Below are 16,919 nucleotides of genomic sequence, written 5' to 3'. Positions count from 1 at the left end.
AGTAATGAGTTATTGAGAGGAAGCACCATGCGTACCAACCTTGACCGCCGACATTTCCTGGGCCTGGCCGGACTCGGCGCCGGAGCAGCAGCACTCGCCGCTTGCGGTGGGCCTTCGACGGCGGGCCCGGCAGGCGTCGTCGACACTGCAGGGATCGATTTCAGTGGCGTGAAGCCGGCCGCCTCCATTGACTTCTGGACCAACCACCCCGGCAAGTCGCAGGACGTGGAGAAGGCAATCATTGAGAAGTTCCACGCCAAGTTTCCGGAGATCAAGGTCAACCTGGTCACGGCCGGCGCGAACTACGAGGAAATTGCACAAAAGTTCCAGACGTCGCAGGCCGCGAAGACCGGTCTCCCGGCCCTGGTGGTGCTCTCGGACGTGTGGTGGTTCCGCTACTTCTCCAACGGCAGCATCATCCCCTTGGACGGACTGGTGAAGCAGCTGGACATCAAGATCGATGACTTCCAGAAGTCGCTGGTGGACGACTACAAGTACGACGACAAGCAGTGGGCCCTCCCCTATGGCAGGTCCACCCCGCTGTTCTACTACAACAAGGACCATTTCAAGGCCGCGGGCATCCCGGACCGTGCACCGGCCACATGGCAGGAATTCGCAGAATGGGCTCCGAAGCTCAAGGCCACCTCCGGCGCGCAGTACGCCTACATCTATCCCGCGCTTGCCGGATACGCGGGATGGACCCTGCAGAACAACCTGTGGGGCTGGGGCGGCAGTTGGTCCAAGGACTGGGACATCACCTGTGACTCGGCTGAGTCCGTCGCGGCACTGCAATGGGCCCAGGATTCGATCTATAAGGGTGCGTGGGCCGGTGTTTCCTCCAAGGAAGCCGCGGACGACTTCGCCGCAGGTATCACCTCATCCACCATTTCCTCCACCGGTTCCCTGTTGGGTGTACTGAAGGCAGCCAAGTTCAATGTGGGCGTCGGCTTCCTTCCAGGCGGTCCCGAGGTAGCCAGCGGAGTGTGCCCGACCGGTGGTGCCGGTCTCGGTATCCCAAGCGGCGTCACCAAGGAGGAACAGCTCGCTGCAGCCACGTTCCTGAAGTTCATGACCGAGCCTGAGAACACGGCCGCCTTCTCCGCCGCAACCGGCTACATGCCCACGCGCCTTTCAGCCGACATGTCCGCTGTTCTCGCAGCGACCCCGCAGATCAAGACCGCAATGGACCAACTCTCTGTAACCAAGGTCCAGGACAACGCCCGGGTATTCCTTCCGGGCGCGGACCAGGAGATGGCCAAGGCAGCGGCCAAGATCCTCACGCAGCAGGGCGACGTCAAGGCAACCATGACGGAGCTGAAGAAAACGCTCGAGGGCATTTACACCAAGGACGTGCAGCCCAAGTTGAAGGGCTGAATCCTCCTTCAGGCATGACAAGAGCCGGGCTGCTTCAGCAGTCCGGCTCTTGTGTCTCGGGTTGTACGGCTCCAGGTTTACGGGAGCGGTAGAGGTATTACGGCATAGGTACAGGCGTTACGGGATCGGTACAGGCACGACGCCGAGCGGCGCCAACTGCGCGGCGCCTCCGTCCGGGGCGGACAGGACCCAAATGCCTTTTTCGTGCACGGCTACGGAGTGCTCCCACTGGCAGGAACGCTTGCCGTCTGTGGTGACCACGGTCCAGTCGTCCTCGAGGGTGGCGGTCTCGATGCCGCCACGGACCAGCATGGGCTCGATGGCCAGGCACAGACCGGGGCGGATCTTCGGCCCGCGGTGGCCGGTACGGTAGTTCAGCACATCCGGTGCCATGTGCATTTCCGAACCAATGCCGTGCCCTACATAGTCTTCAAGGATGCCTAACGGCTTGCCTTGGACCGAGGACACGTAATCATCAATGGCGTTGCCGATATCGCCGACAAACCTTCCCTTGGCGAGGGCGGCAATACCCCGCCACATGGCAGCCTCGGTAACGTCGGAGAGCCGCTGGTCTTCGGGATCGGGTGCACCAACAATGAGCGTCCGGGCCGAGTCGGAATGCCAGCCGTCCACAATGCAGCCACCGTCGATGGAGATGATGTCACCGTCGTTGAGGACCTTGTTTCCAGGGATCCCGTGGACCACTTCCTCGTTGACGGAGGTGCAGATGGTTGCGGGGAAGCCGTGATAGCCGAGGAAGTTGGACTTGGCTCCTGCATCATTGAGGACCTCGGCAAAAACACCGTCCAGGTCCTTGGTGGTGACGCCCGGCTTGGCCGCCGCAACTGCAGCGTCAAGTGCTCGGCTCAGGACAAGCCCGGCCTCCTGCATCTTGCGCATTTGCTCGTTGGTCTTATATTCAATGCGGGGCTGACCGAACGCCATGTTCTCCTCTGGAAGATTTGCTGATGGAGCCAATCATGCTCCGTGCTTGAACCATTTTCCCGCATCGGCCACTGTGGTCGAAATTGGCTCGACTCCCAGCTCCTGTCGGAGTCGATTCAAGGAGTAAGTCCGCTCACGCCCGAGTTGGCTGACCGCGTACCGGGTGAGCCGCGGATTCCGGCCGCCCAGCCGGGCAATCGCCTCCGAAACTCCGGCAATGGCCATGGCCGCAGGTTCCGGGAGATACCTGATATTCACTCCCTCCAGTCCGGAGGCATCGAGGACCTGCCGCATCACTGCGCCCAGTTCAACCGGCTCAGCATCGGCCACGTTCACTGCACCCCGGACTTCGGACCGACAGGAGGCCAGGACGGCTTCAGTCAGATTCTCCACGTGGGTCAGTTGGTGCTTGACCCTGGCATGTCCGACGCTGAGCAAAGTACTGCGCCTGATGTTGGCGATCAGGCGCGGCAACAGCGTCCGGTCACCTGGCCCGTAGACACCGTGCGGGCGCAGTGCCACGGCATTGCCGTGACGACGGGCTTCGACGTCGGCGAGCGCCTTGCTGCGTCCGTAAGCGTTCAGGTGGTGCGTCGCTACTTCGTCCTCGGCCCTGTTGATGCATGCTTCCCACCATGGGTAGACGCTGGAGCTTGAGATGTGGACCAGGCGGGTTCCTGCGAAAGCCTCTGCAACGGCCCGCGTACCCAGGACGTTGGCCCGGTGGAAGACCGGAGGAGCACCCCAGTCTGCAACATGTGCTGCGGCATGCACCACCGCGTCAACACGGGGAAGCCGCGCAGGCGGAAGACCCGTAAGGTCCCAGTAGTCCAGTCCGGCCGTGCGCTGCCTGGCGAAGCGAACCACTTCCCACCCCCGCGCCTCCGCTGCGCCGGCTACGGCTCCTCCGATGAATCCTGTGGCGCCGGTGACCGCGATCCTCATCGTGCGGCCTTTGGCCGGGAGCGTGTTGCGAACTCCTGCCGTAATGCTGCACGGTCGGGTTTCCTGTGCCGGCCGCCCGATGGGATGGAATCCAAAACTTCAATATGGTCGGGGAGGGCGGATTCATCGATAAGCCTTGGCAGTTCACTGGCAAGTCTCGACAACAGCGTGCCCGGATTTTCGCCGCTTGATCCCACCACGGCCAACCACACTGCCTCATCTCCGACCTCATCGGCGACGCCCACCATCACTGCCTGCCGGACCCCGGGGACGCCGGCGATGACGGGCTCATAAAGCGCCGGGTAAATGTTGGTCTTCCCCCGGATGATCATGTCCTTCTTCCGTCCGATCATCACCAACCTCGGCGCGCTGCCGTTGCCATTGCCGCTGCCGTGGTCAAGCCGGACCAGGTCCCCCGTGGCGTGCTCCACCATCGGCTCCTCACCCAGATAGCCGTGGCACACGTTGGGACCTCGAACAAACAGTTCATGGTCTTCAGCCACCCGGATTCCGACGGCGGGAAGCGGCTCCCCGAGGAAGTCACCTTCACCGCTTCCGTCGGGGGCTGTTATTTCCGCGTCTGTTCCTGAGGCGAAGGCCAGTTTCTCGTGTCCGTCGGCTATGGAGATGGGGAGCGCTTCGGTCATGCCGTAGATCAATTTGAAGTCGATGCCGGGGAGCAAGTGAACGGCGCGCTTCAGGAATGGTGCCAGAACCGGCGCCGCCCCAAGCATGACCGTCCTGAGGGAAGCTGGCAGACTGACCGTACCGGCCTCGATCGAATCCAGGATGGGCGCCAACTGTGACGGCACCAGGAAAAGGTGGGTGGCGCCGTCGTATGCTGTCTTTTGGCCAGCCACAGGCCCAAGCTCGGCGGCAAGCCGAAGAGGGTCGATGTGGGCGGAAAACCCGTACGCCGGCATGGTCCAGTGCGCACCCGCGATGAGGGCCGGCAGCCCCATCATGAGCTGCTCGGAGTGGACCCTGTCACCTTCATTGAAGGTGCAGCGCGTGGTGAGTTGTTCAAACCCCGCGGCAAGCGATCCACGGGTGTGGACCACTCCTTTGGGAGCGCCCGTCGTCCCCGAGGTGAAGATAATCACTGCCTCCTGAGCCGATGCGCCCTGCCCGTGGCTGGAAACGCCGGCGGCCCATACTTCCTCTACCCCGTCCCTTGTTGCCAGCGTCCTGACAGGGGTTGCGCCCCTGGGCACACCCGGCAGCCACGGACCTGAGTAATAGTGGCGCACATCCATGGCACCGTAATCCGGAAGGAGGAGACCCCTGCTCCGGGCCAACGGACGCAGAGGGCTTTTAGTGCTCAGTGCATACAGCAATGACTCAGCAGCTGCCCAGCGCGGCGATGCAAGGCCGGCACGGTCCCGGAAGAGCGCAGGACCTATCCCCGGGTCGATAAACACCACCGAGCCACCCGCGCGCACGGCACCCAAGGCGAGGGTAAAGGCTGCGGGGCTGGGCCGCACGGAGAACAGCATGCGTTCCCCGGGGCCGAACCCATCTTCCCTCAGACTGCGTGCCGTAGCCTCGATCCCATCCACGAGTTCGCGGTAAGTGATGGTGTGTCCGGGCTTCACGCGATCGGCGCCCCGCCTGACCCTGATGCGGCGGACTTTGCCCGGGGCTGTGATGGCAGGGTGTTCCGGAAACCGCTCCGCCGCCGAAAACACGGCAGCGATCAAGTCGGCAGCGGGTGCCGGTTCAACAGTCGCCTCAGGCATTCGCCAACTCCAAACTCTTGTATCCCGGGATGAGAACGCCCCTGCTGATGCGTCGGGTGGAGATGGTCCAAGGGTGCTGAAGGTACCGGTTCAGCAGCACGTCCAAGGCGGCATTGATCTCGGCCATGGCCAAGGGCATGCCAATACAGAAGTGCGCACCGGCACCGAACCACAGCTGGCGCGCTTCCGGGGGCACGGCCGCGTCGGGATCGAAACCGCGCAGGCTTTTGGCTGCGTGGATGGTGGACAAGAGAATGCGGTCTCCCGCGCGTACCTTGGTATGCCCGATGAATCCCGGCGCAACCGCATCCCTGAGCATCATCGGTGAAGGCACCGTGAAGCGCAGCGCCTCATTGACTGCGGCAGGAAGCAGTACTCGGTCCCGGGCCAGTTCCTCAACCCGACCACTGTCGTTGAGGAGGGCCACCATCCGCGGAAGAAAGGAGACCAAAGTTTCGGTGCCCACCATGACAAAAGCACTGATGATGCCCATGGCCTCGTCCTCGGACATTCCCAGTTCCCGGAGCCTTCCGGGAAACGTCCCTGGATCACTCTCCCGGTATGCCGTTCTGGCCGGTCCGGCCAGGACTCCGACGGCGGAACGGCCCTTGGCGATCTGCCGCACCGTCAGGGTAGGGCGGCCCAGGCGGACAAGGGAGGAGATCGAAGAGCCAAGATTGAAAAGCTCCTTGTTGGGAAGCCTGCCAGGAGCGTCGTCCGGCACGCCCAGCATCCGGGAGATCACTCCCCCGGCGAGATCCTTGACGCAGTCCACCACATCAACTGAACGCCCCGCGTCCAGTGCCTTGCAGAAGTGTGAGTCGAAGGCTGACGCTGCGGGTTCCACTATCCCGGCTACCGATCGCGGTGTGAACAGATCGCCGAGGCGTTGCCTCAACCGCCGGTGCTCTTCGCCATCCATGTTCACCAGGGCTTTGGGGCCAACAACAGGGGTCCAGAGGGCACCCGAGCCGGAGGGTCCGTCCTTGATAAACCTCTCTTGGTCCAGGAGAACCTCACGGACCAAAGCTGCCTCGCTGACCAACACCCCCACACCCGGAAGCCTCACCACCGGCTTCAGGCTCCCCAAGCCCCGGATCGTGGGATAAAGCAGCGGATGGGCGCCCCGGTGAATGCGCCGCTCCCATTGCCCGGCAGTGGATCGGTCCACCGTCAACGGATATCCACATGTTCGGGCCGGTACCGGTGGTCTGCGTACCACGCCAGGGTGTTCTTCAAGCCCCAGGCCTTGACGCGGCGCGACGAGCCGAAAACGACAACATCGCGCCGCAGGGCGTAGTTCCGTGTCAGCTTCCTTACCTGGTTGGACAAGGCCCTGTCCTCATGGAGGTCCTCGATACTGGACCGGGGGAATCCGCCGCTGCGGTGATACATGTCCGAAGTGATGGCCATGTTGCAGCCCGGGAGCATCTGGTAGGGCCCCAAGTAGCCCTCGCCCTTGTTCCCGGGACGGATGCGACCAAAGAACGAAGCGACCTCCACCGCAAGCAACATCATTCGACGTTCGCCTGCGCTGATCCCCTCATCTAGCCTCGGATTCAATTGGCCGGCGATCAGTTCCAGCCCGTCCTCGAACGCAGCCATGATCCTTGCAGTCCAGTCAGGGGCGGCGAGGCAATCGGAATCGGTGCGGGCCAACCAAATGGCGCCGTGCTCCACACCGAACCGCATGCCGGTGTCCGCTGCCGCGCCGGTACCCTTCTGCTCCTCAACCAGGAGGCGGATATCCATCTCTGGATGATCCGAGGCGAACTCTGCCACGATGCTGCGGCTGCTGTCAGTGGAACCGTTGTCCACAACCACCACAGTGAAGTCCTTGAACTCCTGTGCCGCCAGGGACACCAGGGTCTGACGTACCAATTTTTCCTCGTTCAGCATCGGAACAGCGATGCACAGCGGCCTGGTGGGATCCGTGCCCGCCGACGCCATGTTCACCGTTCCCGGCTGCGGGTTCACGGCCGTCACAGCCGCACCACAGCCATGCCCAGGCTCACGCCGCCGGCCAGGCCCACCAAGGCCACGAGATCTCCCGGTCCACACCGCCCACTGTCCATTGCCAGTTTCAGTTGCAGGGGAAGGCTGACCGAGGCAAGGTTGCCGAAGTCCTCCACGGAAGGGACCAGCAATTCCATGGGGACACCCGCGCGCTTGGCAAAGATATCGCGGTACGGAGCACTGACCTGGTGGACGCACACCACGGCGAAATCCGTCCATGACAACCCAAGCCGGTCAAGGGTTTCGTCGAGGAGCCCGGACCCCAGATCGAGGAATGCGTCCTTCAGCTTCTCGCCATCCATGCTGAAATAGCTGGCCTCCGGGTCGCGGGGAAAAGCCGATCCGCCTGCCGAGAGCGTTCCCACGGACCAGTGGCTGCTTCGGGCAGTGAATGCCATGGACAGGATTCCGGCCGCTCCTTCGGGTCCTTGTGGCTCCGGGTCTGCCGCCTCCAGCATCACTGCGGCACCGCCGTCGCTCATGGTGTAACCCGGAAAGCCGGACGCAAAAGTCTCGAAGTCCGGAACTGTCCATCGGACCGCCCTCGACGGGGATTCGCCAGTGGCCACCACAACTCGGCGGTAGCGTCCGGTGGCGATCAGGGAGTCCGCTACCTCCACACCGTTGAGGAAACTGTTGCAGGCGTTCTTCACGTCCATTACGGGGCAGGCGAGCCCCAGCTTTGCCGCAACCATGTGCCCTGTAGCCGGCTCCACCATGTCCTGGCTGGCTGAAGCGAAAATCAGGAGGTCCACGTCCGGAGCCTGAAGTCCGCACCCGGCCATAACCTTGGCAGCAGCGTTTGCCGCGAGGTCGGAGGCTTGTTCGGTATCAGCCATGACGCTCCGGAATCGGATGCCCGTAACGCGTCCTATCAGCCCCTTCGGGACCCGAAACCCTGGACTGCACTCACCAATACGGCGCTCGACAGTGGCCGTGTCCAACCGTCCGGACGGCAGGTAAACCTCGAGCCCCGAAATCCGGCTGTGCCTGGATAAAGCAGTGTGCATGCGGTCCCCCAATAGTCAGCCGCGAAACGAAAAGGGTGTGCCCCGCACCAATGGTACGGGACACACCCTTAGCTCCAGAGCCGGGTAATCCGGCTATGTGGAAAACAAGCTAGACGGCCTTGGCCGACTCGATCGCCGTGAGGACACGATCGGTAACTTCATCGATACCGCCAATGCCATCAACCTGCGTGAGGATGCCACGCTCGGCGTACTTGGCCACAACGGCTTCGGTCTGCTCGTGGTACAGATCGAGGCGGTGGCGGATCACGGTCTCGTTGTCGTCCGAGCGGCCCGTTTCCTTGGCACGGCCAAGGAGACGGGTAACCAGTTCTTCGTCGTCGGCGGTCAGCTGGAGCACGACGTCGAGCTCCTGCTGTCCTTCGGCGAGGATCTGGTCCAGGTAATCAACCTGGGCAGTGGTGCGCGGGTAGCCGTCCAGGAGGAAGCCGTTCTCCACATCGCTCTGGCTCAGGCGGTCGCGAACCATGTCGTTCGTAACGCTGTCCGGAACGAAGTCGCCTGCGTCCATGTACTTCTTGGCTTCGATGCCCAAGGGGGTTTCGCCCTTGACGTTGGCACGGAAGATGTCGCCGGTGGAGATGGCGACTACGCCGAGGCGCTCGGAAATCCGCTCAGCCTGTGTACCCTTGCCCGAACCGGGAGGTCCAATGATCAGCATTCTCGTCATCGCAAAAGCCCTTCGTAGTGACGTTGTTGTAGCTGCGCATCAATCTGCTTGACGGTTTCCAGGCCGACACCCACCATGATCAGGATTGACGTGCCACCGAACGGGAAGTTCTGGTTGGCATTGATCAGGACGAGTGCAACCAACGGAATCAACGCCACGAAGCCCAGGTAGAGGGCTCCCGGCAAGGTGATCCTGGAAAGCACGTACTGCAGGTAGTCCGCGGTCGGTTTACCCGCCCGGATGCCCGGAATGAACCCGCCGTACTTCTTCATGTTGTCCGACACTTCTTCAGGGTTGAAGGTGATGGCCACGTAGAAGTAGGTGAAGAACACGATCATGGCAAAGTAAAGCGCCATGTAGATGGGGTGGTCGCCACGGGTGAGGTTGTTGTTGATCCACTCAACCCATGGAGCCATCTGCTCCCCTGCTGCCGGCTGGTTGAACTGCGCAATCAGTCCGGGCAGGTAAAGCATGGAGGAAGCGAAGATGACGGGCACGACGCCGGCCATGTTCACCTTGATGGGAATGTAGGTGCTGGTTCCACCCACCGTGCGGCGGCCAATCATGCGCTTGGCATACTGGACCGGAACCCGGCGCTGGGACTGTTCCACGAACACAACCAATGCCACAGTCAGCAAACCAACCGCCAGGACGGTAAAGAATGTGCCCGGGCCCTTGGTCTCCCAAATGGATCCGAGAGAGCCGGGGAAGCTGGCTGCAATGGAAGTGAAGATGAGCAGCGACATACCGTTGCCCACGCCCTTTTCCGTGACGAGCTCGCCCATCCACATGATGAGGCCGGTACCGGCCGTCAACGTGATGATGATCAGGATGGTCGCGATGATGCTCTCATCAGGAATGATGGGCAGGTTGCAGCCCGGGAGCAGTTGACCCGAGCGGGCCAGCGACACCAGCGTGGTGGCGTTCAGCAGACCCAAGGCGATGGTGAGGTAACGGGTGTACTGGGTCAACTTTGACTGTCCCGATGAACCCTCTTCGTAGAGCTGCTGGAACCGGGGAATGACCACCCGAAGCAACTGAACGATGATGCTCGCCGTGATGTAGGGCATGATGCCCAAGGCAAAGACTGAGACCTGCAGCAACGCGCCGCCGCTGAACAAGTTCACCAGCTGGTAGATGCCCTGCGAGGTTTCACCGTTGTTCAAGCATTGCTGGACATTCTGGTAGTTCACACCAGGCGAGGGGATGAAAGCTCCCAAGCGGAAGATTGTGATGATTCCCAGCGTGAACAACAACTTGCGTCGCAAATCAGGCGTCCGAAACGCCCGGCCGAATGCGCTTAGCAAGCGTCCTCCTGAGTAGAAAGTACAAGGATGTGATGGGGCTCAATGAAACCCAACAACCGAGTCTAACTGCTTGTGACGCCGTCGTAATAATCGAGAGTCCACAACCACGAAAAAAATCCCGGTACACAGGGCCGAAGCCCCGCGTACCGGGATCCTTTTTTGCTACGGGCATCAGCCCCGCTGACTCTTAGAGAGCAGTGGTGCTTCCGCCTGCTGCGGCAATCTTTTCCGAGGCGCTGGCGGAGAATGCGTGGGCCGTAACATCAACCTTGACGGTGATGTCGCCGGTGCCAAGCACCTTCACGGGCTGGTTCTTGCGAACGGCACCCTTCTCAACCAGGGACTCAACGGTGACAGCGCCACCTTCCGGGAACAGCTCGTTGAGCTTCTCCAGGTTTACAACCTGGAACTCAACCCGGAACGGGTTCTTGAAGCCGCGCAGCTTCGGCAGGCGCATGTGCAGCGGCAGCTGGCCGCCGGCAAAGCCAGCCTTTACCTGGTAGCGGGCCTTCGTACCCTTGGTACCGCGACCAGCGGTCTTACCCTTGGAGCCTTCACCACGACCAACACGGGTCTTGGCGGTCTTGGCACCCGGGGCGGGACGCAGGTGGTGGACCTTCAGAGCGTTCTGCTTCTCAGCAGTCTCTGCGGCGGTCTTGTTCTCTGCCATTACTTCGCCTCCTCTACATTCACGAGGTGCGGAACCGTGTTCAGCATTCCAACGGTCACGGCGTCAGCGGTGCGGACAACAGTGTGTCCGATGCGCTTGAGTCCGAGGGACCGAAGGGTGGCGATCTGGTTCTGCTTGGCGCCAATGACGCCCTTGATCTGGGTGATCTCCAACTGGGCGTCGGAGGGAGTCAGGTTCTTAGCCATGACTAAACACCTGCCTTCTGGTTCTGGAGCGCGCGCACCAGAGCAGCAGGAGCAACCTCGTCCAGCGGCAGGCCACGGCGGGCAGCCACGGAAGCGGGCTCTTCGAGCTGCTTCAGAGCGGCAACGGTCGCGTGAACGATGTTGATCGCGTTGGAAGAACCGAGCGACTTGGAGAGGATGTCGTGGATACCCACGCACTCCAATACCGCGCGGACCGGACCACCGGCGATAACACCGGTACCGGCGGAAGCCGGACGCAGCAGGACTACGCCTGCAGCAGCCTCACCCTGCACACGGTGCGGGATGGTGTTGCCAACGCGGGGAACGCGGAAGAAGGACTTCTTGGCCTCTTCAACGCCCTTGGCGATAGCAGCGGGAACTTCCTTGGCCTTGCCGTAGCCCACGCCGACCATACCGTTGCCGTCACCGACGACGACGAGAGCGGTGAAGCTGAAGCGACGACCACCCTTGACGACCTTGGCAACGCGGTTGATGGTGACAACGCGCTCTACGAACTGGCTCTTCTCAGCCTCACGACCGCCGTCGCGGCCACCACGGCCACCACGGTCGCCGCGGCCCTGGCCACGGTCGCCGCGTTCGCCACGACGTCCGCCTCGGCGGTCATCGGCAGCGGGTGCGGTCTCAGTTGCTTCAGCAGCTACAGCTTCAGTCACCTGAATGTCCTTTTCGTTATTTTCAACGGTCACAGTGCCAGCCCACCTTCGCGAGCACCGTCAGCGACGGCGGCGATGCGGCCGTGGTACTTGTTACCGCCACGGTCGAAGACAACAGCCTCGACGCCTGCAGCCTTGGCGCGCTCTGCAACGAGCTCGCCGACGCGCTTGGCCTTGGCAGTCTTGTCTCCGTCGAATGCGCGAAGGTCAGCTTCCAGGGTGGAAGCGTAGGCCACGGTTACACCCTTGCTGTCATCGACAACCTGGACGAATACGTGACGTGCCGAACGGTTGACGACCAAACGAGGACGTACAGCCGTACCGGTGATGCGCTTGCGGATACGAAGCTGGCGACGGCTGCGTGCAGCAGACTTGCTCTTGTTCGAACGCTTCTTGTTAATTGCGATGGCCATGGTTTACTTACCAGCCTTTCCGACCTTGCGGCGGATGACTTCGCCGGCGTAACGGACACCCTTGCCCTTGTAGGGGTCAGGCTTGCGCAGCTTGCGAATGTTGGCAGCAACCTCGCCGACCTGCTGCTTGTTGATACCCGAAACAGAGAGCTTGGTCGGACCCTCTACTACGAAGGTGATGCCTTCGGGTGCAGAGACGTTAACCGGGTGGCTGTAGCCCAGAGCGAACTCCAGGTCAGAACCCTTGGCCTGAACGCGGTAACCAGTACCAACGATTTCAAGCTTCTTCTCGTAGCCCTCGGTAACGCCCTGGATCATGTTGGCGATCAGGGTGCGGGTCAGGCCGTGCAGCGAACGCGAGTTGCGCTCGTCGTTCGGGCGGGTGACCGTCAGGGTGTTCTCTTCCTGGGTAACCTCGATCGGGCTGGCCACAGTGTGGCTCAGCTCGCCTTTGGCACCTTTGACGCTGATGACGGAGCCATCGAGCTTGACCTCAACTCCGGCAGGAACGGTGATGGGGAGACGTCCAATACGTGACATTATTCTCTTCCTTTCCCGTTACCAGACGTACGCGAGGACTTCGCCGCCCACGCCCTTCTTGCCGGCCTGCTTGTCAGTCAGGAGGCCGGAAGAGGTGGACAGGATTGCGATACCCAGGCCACCCAGCACGTGCGGCAGGTTGGTGGACTTCGCGTAAACGCGGAGACCCGGCTTGGAGATGCGGCGGACGCCAGCGATGGAACGCTCGCGGTTCGGACCGAACTTCAGGTCGATGGTCAGCTTCTTGCCAACCTCGGCGTCTTCTTCCTTCCAGCCGGCAATGTAGCCTTCTGCCTTCAGGATGTCGGCAACGCGTGCCTTCAGTTTGCTGTACGGCATGGACACGGTGTCGTGGTATGCCGAGTTTGCATTGCGCAGACGCGTGAGCATGTCTGCGACAGGATCTGTCATAGTCATTTGGGCTATAGCCCTTCCTCGTACCGGTTTCCGCTGCGCCGGCTCTCAAGAGCCTGCGAAGACGGACCTGTCACGTAGTTAGTTTTCGGTCTTGAACGGGAAACCAAGCGCCTTGAGCAGCGCGCGGCCTTCGTCATCGGTCTTGGCGGTGGTGACGACCGTGATGTCCATACCGCGAACGCGGTCGATGGAGTCCTGGTCGATCTCGTGGAACATAACCTGCTCGGTCAGACCGAAGGTGTAGTTGCCGTTGCCATCGAACTGCTTGCCGTTGAGGCCGCGGAAGTCACGGATACGCGGCAAAGCCAGCGAAACCAGACGGTCCACGAATTCCCACATGCGGTCCCCACGCAGAGTTGCGTGTGCACCGATCGGCATGCCTTCGCGCAGCTTGAACTGTGCGATCGACTTGCGGGCCTTGGTTACCTGCGGCTTCTGGCCGGTGATCAGGGTGAGGTCGCGGACAGCGCCGTCGATCAGCTTGGAGTCCTTGGCGGCATCTCCAACACCCATGTTCACTACAACCTTGACCAGGCGGGGAACCTGGTTGACGTTCGCGTAGCTGAATTCCTCCTGCAGGGACTTCTTGATGGTCTCTGCATACTTGGTCTTCAGACGCGGAACGATCTTGTTTGCGACGGTAGTCTCAGACAGTGTTTCACTCATCAGATGTCCTTCCCGGTGGCCTTGGACACGCGGATACGGACGGTCTTGGTAGCGCCGTCCCTCTCAACGGTGTCGAGACGGAAACCAACACGGGTCGGCTTCTTGGTCGACGGGTCAACCAGAGCAACGTTGGAAACGTGGATCGGGGCTTCAACAACCTCGATGCCACCGGTCTTGGTGCCGCGCTGCGACTGACCGACCTTGGTGTGCTTGGTGACGCGGTTGATTCCCTCTACCAGCACGCGGTTGGTGTCCGGGAATACGCGCAGAACCTTGCCCTGCTTGCCGCGGTCTCCGCCGCGTTCCTGCTTGGCACCGGTGATGACCTGAACGAGGTCACCCTTCTTGATCTTAGCCATGGACTAAAGCACCTCCGGGGCCAGCGAAACGATCTTCATGAACTTCTTGTCGCGAAGTTCACGACCAACCGGGCCGAAGATACGGGTACCGCGGGGGTCACCGTCGTTCTTCAGGATCACAGCTGCGTTTTCGTCAAACTTGATGTAGGAACCATCCGCACGGCGGCGTTCCTTCTTGGTACGAACGATGACAGCCTTGACGACGTCACCCTTCTTTACGTTTCCGCCAGGGATAGCGTCCTTGACGGTAGCGACGATCACGTCGCCAATGCCTGCGTAGCGACGACCGGATCCACCGAGAACGCGAATGGTAAGGATTTCCTTAGCACCCGTGTTGTCGGCGACCTTGAGTCGCGACTCCTGCTGAATCAATTTTTACTCCTTGCGTCGCGCCGGTTCTCAGACCGAAATCATGCATACGGAATGAGCCTTGCGGAACGGTTGATCGGGGTGTCTCTTGACCTGCCTGGATTTTGCCAGTACAGGCCTAAACGCCCGTGCCACAAGCATCAGCTTCCCTTGCAGAAAACTCTGCGCGGGGCAGTATGCAGCGGCACGATTGTTTACGAGGTAGTTGATGACGCACAAGTGGCGCCATACAAACTCAATATCCTAGCACGTTTTCAGGCCTGGACCGAAACGGCCGGGCAAGCGGAAAGGTCCGCATTCCCGAAGGAACACGGACCTTTCCGAAAATCACTGCCAGGCGTACCTGACGTTGGATTTACTTGGCCTTTTCGAGGATCTCCACCAGACGCCACCGCTTGGTAGCGGAGAGCGGGCGGGTCTCAGAGATGAGAACGAGGTCGCCGATGCCGGCGGTGTTCTCTTCGTCGTGAGCCTTGATCTTCGAGGTGCGGCGAATAACCTTGCCGTACAGAGCGTGCTTCACGCGGTCTTCAACCTGAACAACGATGGTCTTTTCCATCTTGTCAGAGACAACGTAGCCGCGACGCGTCTTACGGTAACCGCGCTGTTCAGCGCTGGCTGCTGCTTCCGTCACAGTTTCCTTCTCGCTCACTTGGCGTCCTCTCCAGCTTCAACCTCGGCCTTTTCAGCCTTGGCAGCCTTCTTGGACTTCTTTTCTTCCTTGGCTTCCACAACCGGTGCGGCAACCTCGGCACGAATGCCCAGCTCGCGCTCACGCAGAACGGTGTAGATGCGTGCGATGTCCTTCTTTACCGCGCGCAGGCGACCGTGGTTCTCCAGCTGTCCGGTGGCGGACTGGAAACGCAGGTTGAACAGCTCTTCCTTGGACTTGCGGAGTTCTTCAACGAGACGCTCGTTGTCGAAACCGTCCAGCTGTGCGGGTGCGAGATCCTTCGACCCTACTGCCATTTCTATTCACCACCTTCGCGACGCACAATGCGTGCCTTCAACGGGAGCTTGTGGATTGCCAGGCGCAGGGCCTCGCGAGCTACCTCTTCATTGACACCGGAGAGTTCGAAGAGAACCCGGCCCGGCTTGACGTTTGCGACCCACCATTCCGGAGAACCCTTACCGGAACCCATGCGGGTTTCAGCAGGCTTCTTCGTCAGCGGACGGTCCGGGTAGATGTTGATCCAGACCTTGCCGCCACGCTTGATGTGGCGGGTCATCGCGATACGAGCGGACTCGATCTGACGGTTGGTTACGTATGCCGGGCTAAGAGCCTGGATACCGTACTCACCGAAGCTGACCTTGGTGCCGCCCGTAGCAGCGCCGGAACGACCCGGGTGGTGCTGCTTACGGTGCTTGACTCGACGTGGGATAAGCATTTAAGCCTGTCCTCCTTCTGCTGCAGGAGCAGCAGCTTCAGCGGCCGGTGCTTCAACGGCAGCAGGTGCTGCCTCAGCTGCCGGACGGTCGTTACGACGACGGCGGTCGCCACCCGGGCGGCCCGGACGGTCTCCTGCACGGCCACGGGACGGAGCAGCAGCTGCCTGCTGAGCCAGTTCCTTGGCAGTTACGTCACCCTTGTAGATCCAAACCTTCACACCGATACGGCCGAAGGTGGTCTTGGCTTCGTAGAAGCCGTAGTCGATGTTCGCGCGGAGGGTGTGCAGGGGCACACGGCCTTCGCGGTAGAACTCCGAGCGGGACATTTCTGCGCCACCCAGACGACCCGAGCAAGCAACACGGATGCCCTTGGCACCCGCACGCTGTGCGGACTGCATTGCCTTCTTCATCGCACGGCGGAAAGCCACGCGGGAAGTCAGCTGCTCAGCGATGCCCTGGGCAACAAGCTGTGCTTCCATCTCGGGGTTCTTGACCTCGAGGATGTTCAGCTGAACCTGCTTGCCGGTGAGCTTTTCGAGCTCGCCGCGGATGCGGTCTGCTTCTGCGCCGCGGCGGCCGATGACGATGCCCGGGCGTGCCGTGTGGATGTCCACGCGGACACGGTCACGGGTGCGCTCGATTTCGACCTTGGCGATGCCGGCGCGCTCCATGCCGGTGGACATGAGCTGACGGATCTTGATGTCCTCGCGGACGAAGTCCTTGTAGCGCTGTCCGGGCTTGGTGCTGTCAGCGAACCAGTGCGAAACGTGGTCGGTGGTGATGCCGAGTCGGAACCCGTGCGGGTTTACTTTCTGTCCCACTTAGCGAGCCTCCTCTTTCTCCGGGGTTGCGACAACCAGCGTGATGTGGCTGGTCCGCTTCCTAATGCGGTAGGCGCGGCCCTGGGCACGCGGCTGGAACCGCTTCATGGTCGGGCCTTCATCAACAAATGCTTCGGTGATGAAGAGGTCGCTGTCGTCGAATGCAACGCCGTCACGGTCCGCGAGGACACGTGCGTTGGCCATTGCCGACTGAAGTACCTTGAATACCGGCTCCGAAGCTGCCTGGGGGGCAAACTTCAGAATTGCCAGAGCCTCATTCGCTTGCTTACCACGAACAAGGTTGACGACGCGCCGGGCCTTCATAGGCGTTACGCGGATGTGACGCGCAATAGCCTTGGCTTCCATTGCTT

The 16,919-nt window shown here is 61.4% G+C and carries 23 protein-coding genes; 1 reads left to right on the top strand and 22 read right to left on the bottom strand.

Going from position 1 to position 16,919, the window contains the following annotated elements:
• Positions 1–27: 27 nt before the first annotated feature.
• The gene (locus BLQ01_RS02195) at positions 28–1,374 is read left to right on the top strand and encodes an ABC transporter substrate-binding protein (RefSeq protein WP_091549927.1); all 1,347 of its coding nucleotides are present in this window, start codon (positions 28–30) and stop codon (positions 1,372–1,374) included.
• Positions 1,375–1,491: 117 nt separating this feature from the next.
• Here BLQ01_RS02195 and map read toward each other — a convergent pair whose 3' ends face one another.
• The 22 genes from map to rplV all read right to left on the bottom strand — a co-directional run bounded on the left by map (position 1,492) and on the right by rplV (position 16,914).
• Positions 1,492–2,319: a type I methionyl aminopeptidase gene (gene map, locus BLQ01_RS02190; RefSeq protein WP_091549924.1), complete on the bottom strand. Its 828-nt coding sequence runs from the start codon at positions 2,317–2,319 to the stop codon at positions 1,492–1,494.
• 33 nt (positions 2,320–2,352) lie between these two features.
• Complete coding sequence (locus BLQ01_RS02185) at positions 2,353–3,264, bottom strand: NAD-dependent epimerase/dehydratase family protein (RefSeq protein WP_091549923.1); 912 nt, start codon at positions 3,262–3,264, stop codon at positions 2,353–2,355.
• Entirely contained in the window at positions 3,261–5,003 is a 1,743-nt protein-coding gene (locus tag BLQ01_RS02180; RefSeq protein ID WP_091549920.1) for a class I adenylate-forming enzyme family protein, read from the bottom strand. The genes BLQ01_RS02185 and BLQ01_RS02180 overlap by 4 nt, the downstream gene beginning before the upstream one ends.
• The gene (locus BLQ01_RS02175; protein ID WP_254779155.1) at positions 4,996–6,174 is read right to left on the bottom strand and encodes a cytochrome P450; all 1,179 of its coding nucleotides are present in this window, start codon (positions 6,172–6,174) and stop codon (positions 4,996–4,998) included. The genes BLQ01_RS02180 and BLQ01_RS02175 overlap by 8 nt, the downstream gene beginning before the upstream one ends.
• A gap of 2 nt (positions 6,175–6,176) precedes the next feature.
• Positions 6,177–6,989, bottom strand: a complete 813-nt coding sequence (locus BLQ01_RS02170) for a glycosyltransferase family 2 protein (protein ID WP_254779152.1) — start codon at positions 6,987–6,989, stop codon at positions 6,177–6,179.
• A complete protein-coding gene (locus BLQ01_RS02165) occupies positions 6,986–7,858 on the bottom strand; it encodes a 3-oxoacyl-ACP synthase III family protein (RefSeq protein ID WP_254779151.1) in 873 nt (290 codons plus the stop codon). The genes BLQ01_RS02170 and BLQ01_RS02165 overlap by 4 nt, the downstream gene beginning before the upstream one ends.
• 280 nt (positions 7,859–8,138) lie before the next feature.
• Positions 8,139–8,708, bottom strand: a complete 570-nt coding sequence (locus BLQ01_RS02160; RefSeq protein WP_172324492.1) for an adenylate kinase — start codon at positions 8,706–8,708, stop codon at positions 8,139–8,141.
• Positions 8,709–8,713: 5 nt separating this feature from the next.
• Entirely contained in the window at positions 8,714–10,024 is a 1,311-nt protein-coding gene (secY, locus tag BLQ01_RS02155; RefSeq protein ID WP_026539816.1) for a preprotein translocase subunit SecY, read from the bottom strand.
• Between the two features lie 187 nt (positions 10,025–10,211).
• Entirely contained in the window at positions 10,212–10,694 is a 483-nt protein-coding gene (gene rplO, locus BLQ01_RS02150; RefSeq protein WP_035760461.1) for a 50S ribosomal protein L15, read from the bottom strand.
• Positions 10,694–10,900: a 50S ribosomal protein L30 gene (rpmD, locus tag BLQ01_RS02145; RefSeq protein WP_026539814.1), complete on the bottom strand. Its 207-nt coding sequence runs from the start codon at positions 10,898–10,900 to the stop codon at positions 10,694–10,696. The genes rplO and rpmD overlap by 1 nt, the downstream gene beginning before the upstream one ends.
• Before the next feature lie 2 nt (positions 10,901–10,902).
• A complete protein-coding gene (gene rpsE / locus BLQ01_RS02140; protein WP_026539813.1) occupies positions 10,903–11,574 on the bottom strand; it encodes a 30S ribosomal protein S5 in 672 nt (223 codons plus the stop codon).
• A gap of 29 nt (positions 11,575–11,603) precedes the next feature.
• Entirely contained in the window at positions 11,604–11,987 is a 384-nt protein-coding gene (rplR, locus tag BLQ01_RS02135) for a 50S ribosomal protein L18 (RefSeq protein WP_011775582.1), read from the bottom strand.
• A gap of 3 nt (positions 11,988–11,990) precedes the next feature.
• Complete coding sequence (rplF, locus tag BLQ01_RS02130) at positions 11,991–12,527, bottom strand: 50S ribosomal protein L6 (protein WP_026539812.1); 537 nt, start codon at positions 12,525–12,527, stop codon at positions 11,991–11,993.
• Between the two features lie 18 nt (positions 12,528–12,545).
• Complete coding sequence (gene rpsH / locus BLQ01_RS02125) at positions 12,546–12,944, bottom strand: 30S ribosomal protein S8 (protein WP_011775584.1); 399 nt, start codon at positions 12,942–12,944, stop codon at positions 12,546–12,548.
• A 78-nt stretch (positions 12,945–13,022) separates the two neighbouring features.
• Positions 13,023–13,610, bottom strand: a complete 588-nt coding sequence (rplE, locus tag BLQ01_RS02120; protein ID WP_035760459.1) for a 50S ribosomal protein L5 — start codon at positions 13,608–13,610, stop codon at positions 13,023–13,025.
• Positions 13,610–13,969, bottom strand: a complete 360-nt coding sequence (gene rplX / locus BLQ01_RS02115; RefSeq protein ID WP_026539810.1) for a 50S ribosomal protein L24 — start codon at positions 13,967–13,969, stop codon at positions 13,610–13,612. Before rplX ends, rplE begins: the two co-directional genes overlap by 1 nt.
• A gap of 3 nt (positions 13,970–13,972) precedes the next feature.
• The gene (gene rplN / locus BLQ01_RS02110) at positions 13,973–14,341 is read right to left on the bottom strand and encodes a 50S ribosomal protein L14 (protein WP_003803789.1); all 369 of its coding nucleotides are present in this window, start codon (positions 14,339–14,341) and stop codon (positions 13,973–13,975) included.
• 352 nt (positions 14,342–14,693) lie between these two features.
• The gene (gene rpsQ, locus BLQ01_RS02105) at positions 14,694–14,990 is read right to left on the bottom strand and encodes a 30S ribosomal protein S17 (RefSeq protein ID WP_011775587.1); all 297 of its coding nucleotides are present in this window, start codon (positions 14,988–14,990) and stop codon (positions 14,694–14,696) included.
• The gene (gene rpmC / locus BLQ01_RS22775) at positions 14,987–15,307 is read right to left on the bottom strand and encodes a 50S ribosomal protein L29 (protein ID WP_014922387.1); all 321 of its coding nucleotides are present in this window, start codon (positions 15,305–15,307) and stop codon (positions 14,987–14,989) included. Before rpmC ends, rpsQ begins: the two co-directional genes overlap by 4 nt.
• Before the next feature lie 2 nt (positions 15,308–15,309).
• Entirely contained in the window at positions 15,310–15,726 is a 417-nt protein-coding gene (rplP, locus tag BLQ01_RS02095) for a 50S ribosomal protein L16 (protein ID WP_003803795.1), read from the bottom strand.
• Entirely contained in the window at positions 15,727–16,548 is an 822-nt protein-coding gene (rpsC, locus tag BLQ01_RS02090; RefSeq protein WP_011775589.1) for a 30S ribosomal protein S3, read from the bottom strand.
• Positions 16,549–16,914 carry a 50S ribosomal protein L22 gene (gene rplV, locus BLQ01_RS02085; RefSeq protein WP_011775590.1) on the bottom strand — a complete coding sequence of 122 codons (366 nt, stop codon included), beginning with the start codon at positions 16,912–16,914 and terminating at the stop codon, positions 16,549–16,551.
• Positions 16,915–16,919: the final 5 nt, after the last annotated feature.

It is taken from the genome of Arthrobacter sp. UNCCL28, assembly GCF_900102805.1.
Lineage (GTDB): Bacteria > Actinomycetota > Actinomycetes > Actinomycetales > Micrococcaceae > Arthrobacter > Arthrobacter nicotinovorans_A.
This window is presented reverse-complemented; position numbering and strand designations above follow the sequence as displayed.